Annotated in this window: 12 protein-coding genes and 1 pseudogene; 11 read left to right on the forward strand and 2 right to left on the reverse strand. The window is 57.0% G+C overall.

The window, feature by feature from the left end; genetic code table 11:
• Positions 1–11 precede the first annotated feature (11 nt).
• Together V8L71_RS04070 and rapA are read left to right on the forward strand one after the other, a co-directional pair.
• Complete coding sequence (locus V8L71_RS04070) at positions 12–815, forward strand: redoxin family protein (protein WP_336273248.1); 804 nt, start codon at positions 12–14, stop codon at positions 813–815.
• A gap of 112 nt (positions 816–927) precedes the next feature.
• On the forward strand, positions 928–3,873 hold the full coding sequence (gene rapA / locus V8L71_RS04075) for an RNA polymerase-associated protein RapA (RefSeq protein ID WP_336273249.1): 2,946 nt from the start codon (positions 928–930) through the stop codon (positions 3,871–3,873).
• An 18-nt stretch (positions 3,874–3,891) separates the two neighbouring features.
• Here rapA and V8L71_RS04080 read toward each other — a convergent pair whose 3' ends face one another.
• The gene (locus V8L71_RS04080; protein WP_336273250.1) at positions 3,892–4,791 is read right to left on the reverse strand and encodes a TIGR01777 family oxidoreductase; all 900 of its coding nucleotides are present in this window, start codon (positions 4,789–4,791) and stop codon (positions 3,892–3,894) included.
• A 146-nt stretch (positions 4,792–4,937) separates the two neighbouring features.
• On the opposite strand from V8L71_RS04080, the gene V8L71_RS04085 reads away from it, so the two are divergent.
• The 9 genes from V8L71_RS04085 (at position 4,938) to V8L71_RS04125 (ending at position 13,859) form a co-directional block, all read left to right on the forward strand.
• Positions 4,938–5,987 carry an NAD(P)/FAD-dependent oxidoreductase gene (locus V8L71_RS04085; protein ID WP_336273251.1) on the forward strand — a complete coding sequence of 350 codons (1,050 nt, stop codon included), beginning with the start codon at positions 4,938–4,940 and terminating at the stop codon, positions 5,985–5,987.
• 240 nt (positions 5,988–6,227) lie between these two features.
• On the forward strand, positions 6,228–7,148 hold the full coding sequence (locus V8L71_RS04090) for a MerR family transcriptional regulator (RefSeq protein WP_176303406.1): 921 nt from the start codon (positions 6,228–6,230) through the stop codon (positions 7,146–7,148).
• Between the two features lie 84 nt (positions 7,149–7,232).
• Positions 7,233–8,645, forward strand: coding sequence for a deoxyribodipyrimidine photo-lyase (gene phrB / locus V8L71_RS04095; RefSeq protein WP_336273292.1), 1,413 nt, complete (start codon positions 7,233–7,235; stop codon positions 8,643–8,645).
• A gap of 60 nt (positions 8,646–8,705) precedes the next feature.
• The gene (locus V8L71_RS04100; protein ID WP_336273252.1) at positions 8,706–9,137 is read left to right on the forward strand and encodes a nuclear transport factor 2 family protein; all 432 of its coding nucleotides are present in this window, start codon (positions 8,706–8,708) and stop codon (positions 9,135–9,137) included.
• 36 nt (positions 9,138–9,173) lie between these two features.
• Entirely contained in the window at positions 9,174–9,959 is a 786-nt protein-coding gene (locus tag V8L71_RS04105; protein WP_336273253.1) for an SDR family NAD(P)-dependent oxidoreductase, read from the forward strand.
• The gene (locus tag V8L71_RS04110) at positions 9,956–11,335 is read left to right on the forward strand and encodes an NAD(P)/FAD-dependent oxidoreductase (RefSeq protein WP_336273254.1); all 1,380 of its coding nucleotides are present in this window, start codon (positions 9,956–9,958) and stop codon (positions 11,333–11,335) included. The genes V8L71_RS04105 and V8L71_RS04110 overlap by 4 nt, the downstream gene beginning before the upstream one ends.
• Positions 11,332–12,099, forward strand: coding sequence for a DUF1365 domain-containing protein (locus V8L71_RS04115; RefSeq protein WP_176303410.1), 768 nt, complete (start codon positions 11,332–11,334; stop codon positions 12,097–12,099). The genes V8L71_RS04110 and V8L71_RS04115 overlap by 4 nt, the downstream gene beginning before the upstream one ends.
• Positions 12,096–13,364 (forward strand): class I SAM-dependent methyltransferase, encoded by a 1,269-nt coding sequence (locus V8L71_RS04120; RefSeq protein WP_336273255.1) that lies wholly within the window; start codon positions 12,096–12,098, stop codon positions 13,362–13,364. The genes V8L71_RS04115 and V8L71_RS04120 overlap by 4 nt, the downstream gene beginning before the upstream one ends.
• A complete protein-coding gene (locus V8L71_RS04125; RefSeq protein ID WP_176303412.1) occupies positions 13,365–13,859 on the forward strand; it encodes a DUF2878 domain-containing protein in 495 nt (164 codons plus the stop codon).
• Here the strand turns inward: V8L71_RS04125 and V8L71_RS04130 are convergent.
• Positions 13,856–15,689 (reverse strand): annotated as a pseudogene (locus tag V8L71_RS04130) (putative bifunctional diguanylate cyclase/phosphodiesterase). The gene V8L71_RS04125 and the pseudogene V8L71_RS04130 overlap by 4 nt on opposite strands.
• Positions 15,690–15,922: the final 233 nt, after the last annotated feature.

A 15,922-nucleotide genomic window follows, 5' to 3' on the forward strand; every position in this document is an offset into this window, starting at 1 on the left:
ACGAGAAAATCATGAATGCCATCGCTCTCGGCCCACTGCTGATTTCATTACCGCGTCTTTATGCCATCGGCTGCGCGCTGCTGTTGCTACTCTGTGCACGGTTACTGCTAGGCCTTCCCCGGCGTGACCAGCAGCGCTGGTTTACCGGGCTTATCATTGTTTGGTTAGTCGGCGCCCGATTGGGCCACCTTATGCTCAACCTGGATAGCTATAGCGACACCCCGCTTGAAGCGCTCAAAGTCTGGCAACCCGGCTACCACGGCCTATGGGGCATGGCGGTAGGCTTGGTATGGACAGTCTGGACGCTGAGGGCGCGGTTATTGGCTATGGGCGGTGCAATGGCCATGCTGATCGCCGCTTCCAGCCTATGGCTGGTGCTGGTCACCCTGGCGCCCCTGAGCAATGAGTTTGCGGTTGACTCCCTACCGGAGGTCACTCTGGAAGATATAGAGGGCAATCAGGTGGATCTACCGTCACTCACCGAAGGCGGTGACCTGATTATTGTCAACTTATGGGCTACCTGGTGCCCACCCTGCCTGCGTGAAATGCCGCTGCTTGAGGAGGCCGCTCAGCGCGATGGCGTCAGCGTGGTGGTGGCTAACCAAGGCGAAGATCTGCTGCCCATGGTGCGCTACCTGGATGAGCAGCAGCTTGAATTTCGCTATGCGCTGCGCGACCCCAACCAACAATTAATGGCCCTTTTCGCAGCGCCGGGGCTACCCACTACCGTGCTATTCGATGACCAGGGAAATACCTTAGATGTGCATGTGGGCGAACTTACCCGCGCCCATCTAGACCGCTGGTTAAAAGATTGATGTCGATACACCTTAATCCCCCCGCTGCTTTGCGTTAGAATCCCCCGCCCTGTTGCCGCCGGTGCTCCCCCCGGCGGCAGTCGACCCGTTTTGCAGACTCCTCCGAGGCATCATGAGCGATTTTTCTCCCGGCCAACGCTGGATTAGCGACGGTGAAGCTGAGCTTGGGCTCGGCACCGTGCTTAACTGCGACGCCCGTAGCGTTACCATTTTGTTCAGTGCCAGTCAGGAAACCCGTACCTACAATACCCGCCAAGCCCCGCTCACCCGCGTTATGTTCGGCAGCGGCGACCGCGTGCTCTCCGCCGACGGCTGGCAGATGGTGGTTGATGACAGCAAAGAGTCCGGTGGCCTGATTACCTATATCGGTGAAGACAGCGATGGCAACCTGCGCGAACTGCCCGAAGCCAAGCTCGCTGATACCATGCAGTTCGACCAGGCCCGTGACCGCCTGCTAACCGGCCAGGTCGATCGCAACGACTGGTTTGATTTGCGCTTTCGTACCCTGCACCACTATCAGCGTATTGAGCAGCACAGCGCGCTGGGCTTTTCCGGGCCGCGTATCGACCTGATTCCTCACCAGCTCTATATTGCCAATGAAGTCGCCAACCGCCATGCGCCCCGCGTGCTGCTGGCGGACGAAGTGGGCTTGGGTAAAACCATCGAAGCCGGCCTGATTCTGCACCGCCTGCTGCTCAATGGCCGCGTTGAACGCGCGCTGATTCTGGTACCCGACAGCCTCACGCATCAGTGGCTGGTCGAGCTACTGCGCCGCTTTTCGCTCAACGTCACGCTGTTAGATGAAACCCAAAGCCAAGCCCACGGCAGCTACAACCCTTTTGAGAGCGCGCAGCTGGTGCTAGCCAGCCAGGGCTGGCTGTTCGCCAACCCGCAACGCCAGGAGCAGGCGTTGGCCAGCCAGTTCGACCTGCTGATCGTCGACGAAGCGCACCATCTCGACTGGAGTGAAGAGGGCAGCGGGCCCGGCTACCGGTGCATCGAACAGCTCTCGGCGGTGATTCCCGGCCTGCTCCTGCTCACCGCTACTCCGGAACAGATGGGCATCAAGAGCCACTTTGCCCGCCTACGGTTGCTAGATAGCGAGCGCTACCATGACCTGGAGCGCTTCAAAGCCGAAGAGAGTCACTACACCGAGGTCGCACGCGCCATCGATGCCTTGGAGGCACTGCCCGGCAACCCTGATGCGAGTGCTCACGTCTCTGCAGTAGCCGATGACCGCGACAGCCAGGCGCTGCTGGCCACGCTATGTAACGAGGAGGCTAGCCAAGCGCAGCAGGACGCCGCTCGCACCCAGCTCAGTGAAGCGCTGCTGGATCGCCACGGCACGGGGCGCGTGATGTTCCGCAACAGCCGCCGCCACGTAGGCGGCTTCCCGGAACGGCGCTTAAACCTAGCGCCGTTAGCATTGCCTTCGGCCTACCGTCGTGTTGTGCGCCGTCTAGAGCGCGACGAGGATTATCTTGATGAGCTGCTGATCGAGACCGGCATGGATCATCCGGACGTGCTGATCTATCCCGATGCGGCCTACCGCGAGCTCAGCAATGATCCGCTCAACGGCGAAGACTGGTGGCACATCGACCCGCGCGTCAACTGGCTGCTGGAAAAGCTCAGCGACGACAGCGAGAGCGGCTTCGCCAACGAAAAAGTCTTGGTCATTGCCCACCACCGTGAAACCGCCGAAGGGCTTGCCGAAGGACTGCGGGTGCTGGGCGGCTATCACGCCCCGGTCTTCCACGAAGACCTCTCTTTAATCGAGCGTGACCGCGCAGCGGCAGCGTTTGCCGATGAGGATGAGGGCGTGCAGGTGCTAGTCTGCTCGGAAATTGGCTCAGAGGGGCGCAACTTCCAGTTCTGCCGCCACTTGGTCATGTTCGATATGCCTCAGCACCCCGATCAGTTGGAACAGCGCATTGGCCGCCTGGATCGCATCGGCCAACGCCACGCTATTGAGCTGCATATTCCTACTTTTGAGGGCAGCCCCGGCGAACGTCTGCTGCGCTGGTATAACGAAGGCATGGATGCGTTCAGCGCCCCGCATGGAGTCGGCAACGAGCTGTTTGATGCCTTTGGTGACGCCCTGGCTGACGCCCTGCTGGATGATGAAGCGCTTGAAGAGATTATCGCCGAAACCCGTACCATGTTTAGCGCCAAACTGGCGGAGCACGATGCGGGCCGTAACCGGCTGCTGGAACTCAACGCCTACCGTCCTACCCGCGCTCAGCAGGTCATCGACGCCGTGCGTGAACTTGACGAAGACGCCGCCTTGCCGCGCTACCTTGAACGGGCGCTGGATATTTTCGGCGTGGAGAGTCAGGAAATCGGCAAGGGCTTGATGCACCTGCAGCCCAGCCAACATATGCTGGATGGCCTGCCGGGTCTGGTTAAAGGCGAAGAGGGCTTTACCGCCACGTACAGCCGCGCCCAAGCACTGGTCCGCGACGATGTGCAGCGGCTCTCTTGGGAACACCCGCTGCTGCGGGAAATGATGGGCCGCGTGCTGGATGGCACCATGGGCAACTCGGCGCTGGCGCTACTGCGCCACGACGCCATTCCCAGCGGTCGATTGATGGCCGAACTGGTGTTTCGCACCCACTGCCCAGCGCCCAAGAAACTGCATCTTAACCGCTTCCTGCCACCCACCGCGGTGCGCCTGCTGCTGGATGAATCCGGCGCCAACCTGACCAGCAAAATCTCCTTCACCGGCTTGGGCAAGAACCTGCAGAAGGTGAATAAATCCCTGGCGCGCGATCTGATCAAGAGCCGCCATGACCAACTGCGTGAACTGCTCACTCAGGGGGAAGGCGAAGCCGAGCGCCAGTTGCCCAGCATTGTCGAAAATGCTGAAGCGCGCATGCGTGCGCAATTGGACGCAGAAATTGCCCGTTTAACCGCGCTGGCCGAGCACAATCCGGCGGTACGCAGCGCTGAAATCGACGCGCTTAAAGATGAGCGTAATGCGCTCAGCGAAGCGATTGAAAATACCCGCCTACGTCTGGATTCCGTACGGGTAATTATCACCGTTGACGCCGATCGTTAATCGCCAAGCGAATGTTTCCTAAAGGATCGCCTCAAGCGCCTTGTCCAATGTGGGGTATTGGAAAGTAAACCCTGCTGCTTCAAGGCGCACGGGGCGCATATCCGCCCCAGTCAGCAATAGCCGAGACATTTCACCCAGCCCCGCCTTCAAGACAAACGCGGGTACGGGGAAAATGGCCGGTCGATTGAGATGCTTGGCCAGGGTTTTGGTAAAGGTGGCGTTGGTGACCGGGTGCGGCGCACTGCCGTTAAAAGGGCCGCTCAAGGTATCGTGATTGATGAGAAACAAAATCGCCGCGACTAAATCATCGCGGTGAATCCACGGCATAAATTGCTCACCGCTGCCAAAGCGGCCACCTAACCCCAGCTTAAACGGCGGCAGCATCTTCTGCAGGCTGCCGCCGCCTGCATCTAGCACCAACCCCGTACGCAAAATCGCTAAACGCACCCCCATCGCCTCAATCGGCTGGGCGGCTGCCTCCCACTGTTTGCACAGACGATGGGCAAACTCATCATTAGGGATTGTCTCTTCGGTTACCACGCGTTTGCCCTGATCGCCGTAATAGCCCATTGCTGAACCCGATACCATTACCTTCGGCAATGGCTGACCGTTGGCCTTTAACTGTTCACACAACGCGACCAATTGCTCAGTTGACGCTACACGAGAATTTATCAGCTTGGCTTTCTGCTCATCGCTCCAGCGCTTACCGGCAATAGACTCTCCAGCCAGGTTAATTAGCGCATCCGGTGGCGACTCAATAAACGCCTGGGCGCTGTCACGAATGTCGCAACTGGGCAAGCGATCGCGTACTTGATGAGGGTGACGGGAAACCACCTGCACCTCGTGGCCCTGCTCTATCAGTTTTTGGCATAGCCGCTGGCCGACAAACCCACTGCCTCCGGTCACTAATACGCGCATGGAATTACTCCTGTTGGTGCCACCGTTCGTTGTCAGCTTGGCGAAATGAATCAATCGACGACAAAATTGTACGACATCTATACACAACTGCTACAGTAAGCTTTCAACTCTATTCATACGACACCTAATCAATGCTGCGAGGAACCATGGCGATACTGCCTCTGAGTGCTCATCAATCGGTCGCCATCATTGGTGCAGGCATCGCAGGGCTTGCCTGTGGGCAGGTACTCGCCAATAGCGGCGCTAGCGTTACGCTGTTTGATAAAGCCCGCGGCCCTGGTGGGCGTATGTCGAGTAAGCGCAGGCCCAGCGCGACGCTAGATCTAGGCGCTCAGGCTTTCAGCGTGCGCGACGCAGACTTTCAGCGCGCAGTTGATACATGGCTATCCATTGGCTGCATCGCTTCCTGGCCCACCTCTACCTATCAGGCTAGCCCAAATGGCTGGCAGGCGCATAACGATGGGAAAAAGCGCTACGCCGGTGCTCCTCGAATGAGTGCCTTGACGCGTCATTTGGCCGACTCACTAACGGCGCTACCTCAGGCTGCACTGCATACAGGCACTTCCATCACGTCACTCAAACGCACGCAAAAAGAGTGGCAGTTGGTAACGGCGGACGGCATGACCCATGGGTCTTATGATCAGGTAGTGGTCAGCGCACCGCCGCCCCAGGCCCATGCACTGCTGGCAGCGTGGGACGACGATTTGGCCACCGCGTGCCAAACGCGAAAGCAACGCGCCTGCTGGGCGGGATGGGCGATTTTTGACGGACCGCTTCCCGCCATACCCGGTGTTGACCCAGACTGGCAGATGACGAGAGTTGCCCACCCTGCCCTGCATATTGTGTCACGTAACCAAACAAAACCAGGACGCGCTGCTCAACCTGAAAGCCTTAGCCTGCTGGCTCAACTCGACTGGAGCGAAGCACATTTGGAGCAGCCTGCCAGTGAGGTGGCTAACCAACTTCTTGCCGCTCTAAAAAGCCTTTTCCCCACCTCAGCAACGCTACCCGACCTGATTGAAACAGGCGCGCACCGGTGGCGCTATGCACAACCGGCGGCCGCTTGTGAACACACATACTTATACAGTGAAAACGGTTTGGCCCTGTGCGGCGATCACTTTTGCGACGGCCGCGTAGAAGATGCTTGGCTATCAGGCCACCGCCTGGGGAAAGCGCTAATAGGCCGGTCGGTCTAATTATATAAAATATTATACGGGCTAAGAGGGATTCTTATAAAGGTTGTACCGAGTAGCGACAAGTTGTACAAATGAGCATACAGTAACGTACTAATGTTCAGATCTTTGATTAGGCAGTCTCTACATGGAACACGCTTCACCTTCGCCGCGGCGAATAATGTCCGGCCCTTACAGCGCGGCGCTGCAGTTAACTAGCTTGCGGTTAACTAGTGTGCAGTTAACGAAGAGGTACTGGCGCTCATGAGTCTCAAGGCGACCCATCCCCCCGATACGCCGCTCTATCCGATACGCGAAGTATCTCGCTTGACGGGCGTAAACTCGGTCACCCTTCGCGCTTGGGAACGACGCTACGGGTTAATTCGCCCCCAGCGCACTCCCAAAGGGCATCGCCTTTACGCTCAAGACGACATCACACGCATCGAACGCATCTTGCAGTGGCTCAATCGTGGTGTGCCGGTCAGTCAAGTCGCCGACTTGCTTGACCAGCCAGAAACAATTGAGACGCCTACCCCTGATGCCGGCGATTGGGCTAGCCAACGCCTGCAGCTGCAAGCCATCATCGAAGCGTTGGACCTGCCCAAGCTAGAGGCTTTTTATTACCAGAGCTTAGCGCTCTATCCGCTGAGTATTGCCATTAACGAGCTTTGGCAGCCGGTCGTTTTAAGCTTAGAGACGAAATGGGCCCTTCAGGCAGATCAGTTAGTACGCCGCACCTTGGAAGCATTTTTGCGCAGTCAAGTGGGTATCCGCTTGCATTATGCTAACCAGGCTACCCGGGGCCCGCTGATTTTGCTCAATGCCATGCCCGATGACCCTGGCCCACTGTGGGTGTTGATGTCGGCATTGATGGCCAGCGAGCAAGGCTACCGAGTACAGATGCTTGACCACTCGCTGCCACTTGAGGATCTCCCTCAGGCAGTCGCGCGGCTACACTCGTCGATGGTACTGCTGTCTAGCGGCCAGCGCGAAAGTGACAGCTATATTCGCCAAGCGCTGCCTAAAGCCGCCGAGACGCTTAATGTGCCCATCGGCGTGTGTGGTGAAGTGGCGCGCCTGCGCGAAGCCGACCTGCGCGATAGCCCGGTTCACATGCTAGGTGATGACCTGCCCCAGGCGATTGCTCGCTTGCGTCCTCTCTTACGCGAGTCTGGCGTACTGTAACCAGCCCGCTCTTACCCTGGCCGTTCGCCCTCTGGCGACCGGCCATTTTTTTGTGCCGCAGGAGCCCCTATGACAGAAAAGCCTATGAAACGTCAATTGGTTTGGCTGCGCAGCGACTTGCGTATTGATGACAACAGTGCCCTGGCTGCCGCAGCGGCCAAAGGGCCTGTCATCGCGGTTTTTTTGCGCAGTATTCCCCAGTGGCAAGAGCACGGGCACGGTGCCAACAAGCTGGACTTTTGGGCTCGCGGCGTTGCCGCCGTTAAGGCAGCTCTCAACGGTTTGAATATTCCGCTGCTTCATCGCGATATTGACCACTATAACCAAGCGCCAGACGTACTGCTTGAGATTGCTCGCGAACATGATGTTGAGCAGTTGCACTTCAATCACGAGTACGCGCTCAATGAGCGCCACCGCGACCAGGCTGTGCAAGACGCCTTCAAACAGGCCGGGATTACCGCACATGGCTACCACGATGCCATAGCGTTTGCCCCCGGCAGCCTGCTAACCGGGAAGGGCGACTACTACGGGGTGTTTACACCGTTCTCCAAGGCGTGGCACAAGCAGGTCAGCGCTGATCAGTTGGCGCTACGCGCGACGCCACAGGTACAAGCGGCGCTGGATATTCAAAGCGACCCGCTGCCTGAACTTCCCAAGCTTGATAGCTCCCCTATCGATGGACAGCTGTGGCCAGCCGGTGAAAATGCCGCGGCGGATAACTTAGCGCGTTTCCTGCGCTTTCGTGGCCGCCACTATAAAGACCAGCGCGACCTGCCCAAGGTACGTGGTACCAGCGAACTCTCACCCTATCTGGCGCTAGGCATGATCTCCCATCGCCAATGTTTACAAGCCGTGATGAGCGAAAACGACGGTCACTTAGCCGATGGCGATATCGGTCTTACTACTTGGGTCAACGAACTGGTCTGGCGCGAATTTTATCAGCATGTCGCGGTGGGGTTTCCCGAGGTGTGCCGCTATCAACCCTTCCAGGAACACACCAAGCAGTTGCAGTGGCGCGATGATGATGAAGGCTTTCAAGCCTGGTGCGAAGGGCGTACCGGCTACCCTATCGTCGATGCTGCAATGCGCCAGTTAGTCGCCACCGGCTGGATGCACAATCGGCTGCGCATGGTGACCGCAATGTTTTTAAGCAAGCACCTGCTGATTGATTGGCGACGCGGTGAAGCCTTTTTTATGCGCCACTTGGTCGACGGTGAATTCTGCGCCAACAACGGCGGTTGGCAATGGGCAGCCTCTACGGGTACCGATGCCGCGCCCTACTTCCGCATTTTTAATCCCACCACCCAATCCACCCGTTTTGATGCTGACGGTGAGTTTATTGCTCACTGGCTGCCTGAGCTTGCTGATCTTCCTGCGAAAGCACGCCACGCACCGCCCCAGGACCTGCTTACCGATGTGCCGTATCCCGCGCCGATCGTTGATCACAAAGCAGCACGTCAACGTGCACTGGACGCGTTTAAATCACTCACTAAATAATCGCTTCTGTCCCCGTTTCCTTAAGCCATTATAGTTACAAAGCTAATCAAGGAGACCGTCATGGCTGAGCCTGCGGCGCTGGAGGCGTTCTGCGCCTTTTTCAATAAACTAGACAACACCTGTACAGAAAAGCTATACGAGGTATATACTGAAAATATAATTTTTAACGACCCGCTGCACCATATTGAAGGTCGCGAAGCGTTAGCGCGTTATTTTTCAGCCATGTATGAAAATGTCGAGCAGTGCCACTTCACTTACCACACTCGGCAGTTACAGGGGCAACAAGCGTTTGTTACCTGGACCATGACGTTTATGCATCCCCGATTGGCAGGTGGCCGAGCTGTCAAGGTCGAAGGCTGTAGCGCACTCACCTTTGCCACCGATGGGCGCGTTGAACGTCATCGCGATTATTTTGATGCTGGCGCCATGCTTTACGAACATTTACCGCTGATGGGAAGCGTCATTCGCTGGTTAAAAAAACGCCTTGCCTAAGCAGTAACATCACGGCGGGGCGCACGAGGAGGCTTAATGAGTACATGGGAAACGCCCCAGCGTATTTGGTTAACCGGTGCCACGTCCGGCATTGGTGAAGCGCTTGCCCGTAAATTCATCGCCCAAGGCCACCAGGTGGTACTCAGTGCCCGCAACGCTGAGTCACTTGAAGCGCTGTGCCAAGGCCACCCCAATGCCCATCCGCTCCCGCTAGATGTTAGTGACCGCCAAGCCGTGCTTAACGCTGGCGAGACCATTGCCGAGCGCCTGGGGGCATTAGATTTAGCGCTATTCAATGCTGGCACTTGCGAATACCTGAAAGCTCAGCAGTTCGACATGGATTTAGTCGAGCGCGTTTTTAAGCCCAACTTATTTGGCACTTTGTACGGTGTCGAAGCCGCTCTGCCGCTGCTGCGGGCAGCACGGCAGCAGGGTCTGCCCGCCCGACTAGCGGCCACCTCCAGCGCCTCGGCCTATTTACCGCTACCCCGCGCAGAAGTCTATGGCGCTTCTAAAGCCGCCGTCAGCTACTTTCTGGAATCGCTGCGCTTGGATCTCGATCAGGAAGGCATTGATGTCAGCCTTATCCACCCCGGCTTTGTGAAAACGCCACTCACCGAGCGAAACGACTTCCCGATGCCCATGCAGGTCACCGCCGAGCAAGCGGCCGATGCCATTATCGCAGGCCTGGTAAAGGGTCGTCTGGATATCCATTTTCCACGCCGGTTCACCTATCTGGTCAAATTGCTGGGCATTTTGCCTCCTGCCTTGCGCCGTCAGATTGGCCTGCGCATGACCCGCGCCCAAAAGGAGTCGTCATGAGTACCGTGGTATCAAATAGTGCTGGGGCATCTCAGCGTATTGCCATTGTCGGCAGCGGCATTAGCGGCATGGCGGCTGGCTGGTACCTTTCCGCTCAGCATGAAGTCACGCTGTTCGAGGCGGATTCGCGGCTGGGTGGCCATACCGCCACGATGGACGTGGACGTAAAAGGGCAGACGTATGCGATCGACACCGGCTTTATTGTCTTTAACGACTGGACCTATCCGCACTTTCAGCGCTTGATGGCGACCCTGGGCGTTGCCTCACAAGCCACCGAGATGAGTTTCTCGGTGCATGAAACGGCAAGGGACTTTGAGTACAACGGGCACACGTTAGGATCGATGTTTGCCCAACGACGCAATTTATTTAACCCCTCTTTTTATCGCCTGCTGCGCGATATCCTACGTTTTAACAAGCAGGCCACTAAAGCGCTTGATCGCAACGAACTCCCCGAACAGATGACCCTAGGGGAATACCTGGATCGCCACCATTACAACCGCGATTTCCAGCAGCGTTACTTACTGCCCATGGGAGCCGCCATTTGGTCGGCTAGCATCAGCGATTTACGCGCCTTTCCGCTGGCGTTTTTTGTGCGTTTTTTCCGCAATCACGGCTTGCTATCGGTTAATCACCGCCCCCAGTGGTACACCCTGGTGGGCGGTTCGAAAAGCTATATCCCTAACCTAACGGCCCCCTACGCATCACGCATTCACCTCAACACACCGGTGACCAAGATTATTCGCGAACGTGCTGGAGAGCGTGCTGGCGTTACGATTACCACTCCCGCTGGCAGCCAGCACTTTGACCAAGTGGTGCTGGCCTGCCACGCCGACCAAGCCTTGGCGATACTGGGTGACGCCAGCGAGGACGAGAAAGCGGTACTCGGTGCCATGCCGTATCAGGATAACGAGGTGGTACTGCATACCGACACCTCGCTGCTGCCGCGGCGCAAACGTGCCTGGGCGAGCTGGAATTACCGCTTGGATCAGCGCGATAGCGAGGCACGGGTATCGGTCACTTACGACATGAATATTCTTCAGCGGATAGAGAGTGACACTACGTTTTGCGTGACCCTGAACGACAGCGCCAGCATTGATACCGATAAAGTACTGGGGCGTTATACCTACGCGCACCCGCAGTTCACCTTGGCTGGCCAGGCGGCACAGGCGCGCCACGCTGAGATATCGTCGACGGCGCAGCGTACGCATTTTTGCGGCGCCTATTGGCGCAACGGTTTTCACGAAGACGGGGTGTGGAGCGCCCTGCGCGTCGCCCAGGCCTTGGGCTGTGACGAAGCTGCCCTGCCTCCCGCGGAGCCGCTGGCGCTACCTGCTCATGAGCTGCTGACACCGCAAGGTGTCGAGGGACTGGGATGATTGCCGCACCGCGTTCGCGTATCTATCGTGGCACCCTGCGCCACCGCCGCTTCACGCCCAAGTCCCACGCATTCAGCTATCAGGTATGGATGGCGTGGTTGGATCTGGACGAGCTGCCCGACCTGTTCGACAAGGTGCCCGGCTTTAGCGCCCGCAGGCCTGCCCTGGCGCGTTTTCGGCGGGAGGATTACCTAGGCCCGGTGGATCGCCCGCTTAAAACCGCCGTGCGCGAAGAGCTCGTTCGTCAATTAGGCAGCGCCCCCACGGGGCGGATTTGCGTGCTTACTCAACTGCGCACGCTGGGCTGCATGTTTAACCCCATTTCCGTCTACTACGCCTATGACCATTTGGGTAGATTGGCAGCCGTATTGAGCGAAGTCACCAATATGCCTTGGCGTGAGCGTACCCGTTACGCCAGCGCGGTGGACCCTTCACGTCACAGCCACCAGGCCCGTTTCGACAAAGACCTCCACGTTTCGCCTTTCAATCCCATGGATATGACCTATCGGTGGAAATTTAACGCCCCCGGCGAAACGCTCTTTTTGCATATGGAGAACTGGCGGGAACAGCAGTGCCATTTTGATGCCACCCTGACCCTGAACGCCTCCCCCGCTACTCGTGGCGCGCTGATAAAAGCCCTGGCGCGCCAGCCATGGATGAGCCTGAAAACCGTCGCGGGCATTCATTTTGAAGCGTTACGCCTGTGGCTGAAGCGCGTCCCCGTTTATAACCACCCCAAGCAGCGCAAGGAGACTTCAAAGTGACGACCCTGCGTTCTACGCCGCCAAATATTCAACCGGTTGCCCAAGACCGTTTAACCAAGTGGCTTAAACCGCGCCTAGTGGCCCAACTGGATACCTTTCGCGGTGGTCGTATTACCCTCATTGAAGGCGACCAGTGCCACCACTTAGGTCAGGGAGGACCGCTGCAGGTAACCGTGGTAATCCGCCACTCGCGCGCCTGGAAGCGGCTGGCCTTCGGCGGTACCGTCGGTGCTGCCGAGTCTTATATGGATGCTGATTGGGACGCCGACGACCTGGTCGCCCTGGTCCGCCTGTTTGCCGCCAACCTGGAACAGGTCAATACCAAAATGGAGAACGGCAGTGCCCGCATTGCCCGTTGGTTATTGGGTGCCGCCTACCGTTTTCAGCGCAACAGCCTAAGCGGCTCTAAGCGCAACATTGCAGCCCACTACGATATTGGTAACGACCTGTTTTCGACGTTTTTGGATCGCCACCACTGGATGTACTCCAGCGCCGTTTTCCCCTACCCGGAAGCTAGTCTGGAAGAGGCCTCAACCTACAAACTGGATTTGATGCTTGAAAAGCTTGATGTCCGGCCAGAGCATCACCTGTTAGAGATTGGCACCGGCTGGGGTGGTCTGGCGATTCATGCGGCAAAAACTCGTGGTTGCCGTGTCACCACCACGACCATTTCCGATGAACAGCACGCTCATACTGCTCAGCGCATCAAAGAAGAGGGGTTGGAAGACAGAATTACCCTGCTCAAACAGGATTACCGTGAATTAACCGGCCGCTACGACCGGCTTATTTCGGTCGAGATGATCGAGGCCGTGGGGCACCAATACCTCGATACCTACCTCAACAAGCTGGATAGCCTGTTAACCGACGACGGGCAGGCCATGCTGCAAGCCATCACCATCCGCGACCAACGCTTTGAAGAGGCTAAGCGCGACATGGATTTTATCAAGCGCTACATTTTCCCCGGCGGTTTTCTACCCTCGCACCATGCCATGTTAAGCAGCGTAATGCGTAAAACGTCGCTGAACGTGGTCGCGCTGGATGAAATAGGCCCGCATTATGCCCGCACTCTGCGTGAGTGGCGCCATCGCTTTGAAGCAAGCTTGGAGCAGGTACGCACGCTGGGGTACGACGAGCGTTTTATCCGTATGTGGCGCTACTATTTATGCTACTGCGAAGGCGGTTTCATCGAGCGCTCTATCGGTACCTGCCATCTGCTGTTGGCGAAACCAGCGGCGAAACCCATACCGCTCACCGGCGCGCTCTAAATGGCATCACGCAAGTGGCAGACGCTGCTGTTCAATGCCCTGCGTTTTGAAGCTGGCTGGCTGCTATGCGTAGTAGGTGGTTCAAGCGTTGCCGCGCTGGCGGGCGGAAGCTTGCTAGCCTGGCATCTATGGCGCTGCGCCCTACCTGGAGAGTGGCGGTTTATCGCGGGGTTTGCACTGCTCGGGCTGGTGATTGATGGTGGCTTGCAGCAGTTGGGAGGCTTTGATTTTAACGATCAGGCACTGGTGCTGGGGTTATTACCCCTTTGGCTATGGATGCTCTGGCCGCTGTTTGCCACGCTGGTCTATCATTCGCTGGCGTGGCTGTGGCGTTATCCGCTGCTAGCCGCGCTGTGTGGCGCTATAAGCGGCCCGCTCTCTTATTATGGCGGCGCGCTACTCGCCGAGGTGACGCTTGCCCCTTGGCTGCTGCCAGCCCAGGCGCTGATATGGGCGGTACTGTGTGTAGGCATTAGCCGTTTTTATAAGTGTTAAGAAGCGACAGAGGCAGTGGCTGGCTCAGGCAGCAAACGCATTTCCAACTCCGCGGCGGGGAGCGGTCTGGCAAAGTAGAAACCTTGTACGGACGTACACCCGGCATCCACCAAAAACTGACACTGCTCTTTGGTTTCAACGCCTTCTGCAATCACTCCTAGTCCCATGCCTTCCGCCATCGCTAAGACCGCCTTCACGATCGAGGCATCCGCCTGATCATGTGGCAATTCTTTAATGAATGCCCGGTCGAGCTTAATTTTATCTACTGGCAAGCGCTTCAAATAACCGAGTGACGAATAGCCTGTCCCAAAGTCATCGATGGCAATCGCAAAACCTTGGTCGCGCAGCGCTTGTAGGCGTGGCCCCATATCGCCAGCGCGTTCGTCAAGCAGCACTGACTCGGTCAGCTCTAAACCAATTTGCGAAGGTTTCAACTGATAGCGCTTTAGACAGGTCGTCAACTGGCTTTCTAGGTCCCCTTGAAAGAGCTGCAGTGCCGAAATATTGACCCATATCGTCATTTTTGGCATGCCGCCAGTGCGCCTGTTGGGCACAGGCTTTTTCGATCACCCAGGTGCCCAGCTGGCTCATTAAACCGTGCCGCTCGGCCAACGGAATAAATTCGCCAGGGGAAATCATGCCATCAGTGGGATGACGCCAGCGCAGCAGTGCCTCCATACCCACCAACTCGCCGCTAGCAGGCTCATGCTGGGTTTGATAGTGCAGCTCCAATTGGTCACCTGAAATAAGCGCGGCGCGTAAATCACTGACCAGCGCCAGTTGAGGATTGTCCTGCTTATCCAGCGCCGGACGAAAGCGCTGGCTTAAGTTACGCCCCAGCCGTTTAGCGCTGTAAAGCGCCGACTCTAAGCGCTGGAAGAGCACGCCTGAGTCGTTACCATCCTCGGGCACTCGGCAACTACCGATCGACAGTCCTAAGCGCAGCGATTGGTCGTTAATTTCAAATGGCCGACTCATATGCTCACGCAGGGTGGCAACCCACTGGTCATGATCGTCAAAAGTGGTGGTGCGGATCACCATAAACTCATCGCCGCCCAAGCGACCCACAATACTGCCCGCCACATAGCTGGTTAAACGTTGACCAAAGCGCGCCAACAAACGGTCACCCTGTTCCACCCCCAAACTATCATTGACGGATTTCAACCCATCAATATCGACCAGCGCCATATCCAAGCTCTCTCCAGCGCGCAGATGGCGCAGCCGGGAAGCCAGCAGATCGTGAAGGCGACGACGATTGGGTAGCCCTGTGAGCGGATCTTCATAGCCGATACGGCGCAAATCACGCTCGCGGGCTTTTTGTGCCGAAATATCGGTAAACAGATTAATAAAATGAGTAATGTTGCCTCGTTTGTCGGTCACGGCGCGTACTTTTAACCACTCAGGATACTCATCGCCGTGCTTACGGCGGCTCCACATTTCACCTTCCCAGCGGCCGGTACTTTTCAGCGTGCTCCAAAACGTTTGATAAAAGTTTTTATCGTGCCGTGGCGCTGCCAGCGTCTCCAGTTTCAGCCCCTGAATCTCTTGGCTCGAGTAACCGGTCACTTCGGTGAAGGCGGGATTAACCACGATGACGTGATTTTGCGCATCGGTAATCACCATGGCATCGCTGGTGAGCCCTAACGTATCTTGGGACAGACGCAGGCGTAGCCGTTGCTGACGCACTTGGTTCCAGGCATCCCATAGCCCTAACGTGACCAACGTCGCGGCAACTAGACGCAGCGTCGCATCGGGTATCCAAACACAGGCAGGGAGCGCCGTCAGCGCGACCCAAACTAACGGACGATTGAGAGAAACAGGAAGCCACATGGCAATTCGCTATACCCTATACAAATTAATCTAGATAAAAAATTTAGCGCTAGGAGCCATGTTGATCATGCCGCCTAATCAAAAACTTGGATACTCTATATTACGGCAATGCGACATTTATTGTGCATAAACGACAGCTTTTGAATAAAGTCTTCGACTATAGTGCTATCGGCCAAAATGCTAAAATCTTCAGATATAAGCGATAAATAGCCAGTTACGTGCATTCAGCGGTT

This window comes from Vreelandella indica, assembly GCF_037070225.1.
Lineage (GTDB): Bacteria > Pseudomonadota > Gammaproteobacteria > Pseudomonadales > Halomonadaceae > Vreelandella > Vreelandella arctica.

Bases quoted from the DNA above. Each gene is read 5' to 3' on its own strand.
- V8L71_RS04070 (WP_336273248.1), top strand. From the start codon at position 12: ATGAATGCCATCGCTCTCGGCCCACTGCTGATTTCATTACCGCGTCTT.
- rapA (WP_336273249.1), top strand. From the start codon at position 928: ATGAGCGATTTTTCTCCCGGCCAACGCTGGATTAGCGACGGTGAAGCT.
- V8L71_RS04080 (WP_336273250.1), bottom strand. From the start codon at position 4,791: ATGCGCGTATTAGTGACCGGAGGCAGTGGGTTTGTCGGCCAGCGGCTA.
- V8L71_RS04085 (WP_336273251.1), top strand. From the start codon at position 4,938: ATGGCGATACTGCCTCTGAGTGCTCATCAATCGGTCGCCATCATTGGT.
- V8L71_RS04090 (WP_176303406.1), top strand. From the start codon at position 6,228: ATGAGTCTCAAGGCGACCCATCCCCCCGATACGCCGCTCTATCCGATA.
- phrB (WP_336273292.1), top strand. From the start codon at position 7,233: ATGAAACGTCAATTGGTTTGGCTGCGCAGCGACTTGCGTATTGATGAC.
- V8L71_RS04100 (WP_336273252.1), top strand. From the start codon at position 8,706: ATGGCTGAGCCTGCGGCGCTGGAGGCGTTCTGCGCCTTTTTCAATAAA.
- V8L71_RS04105 (WP_336273253.1), top strand. From the start codon at position 9,174: ATGAGTACATGGGAAACGCCCCAGCGTATTTGGTTAACCGGTGCCACG.
- V8L71_RS04110 (WP_336273254.1), top strand. From the start codon at position 9,956: ATGAGTACCGTGGTATCAAATAGTGCTGGGGCATCTCAGCGTATTGCC.
- V8L71_RS04115 (WP_176303410.1), top strand. From the start codon at position 11,332: ATGATTGCCGCACCGCGTTCGCGTATCTATCGTGGCACCCTGCGCCAC.
- V8L71_RS04125 (WP_176303412.1), top strand. From the start codon at position 13,365: ATGGCATCACGCAAGTGGCAGACGCTGCTGTTCAATGCCCTGCGTTTT.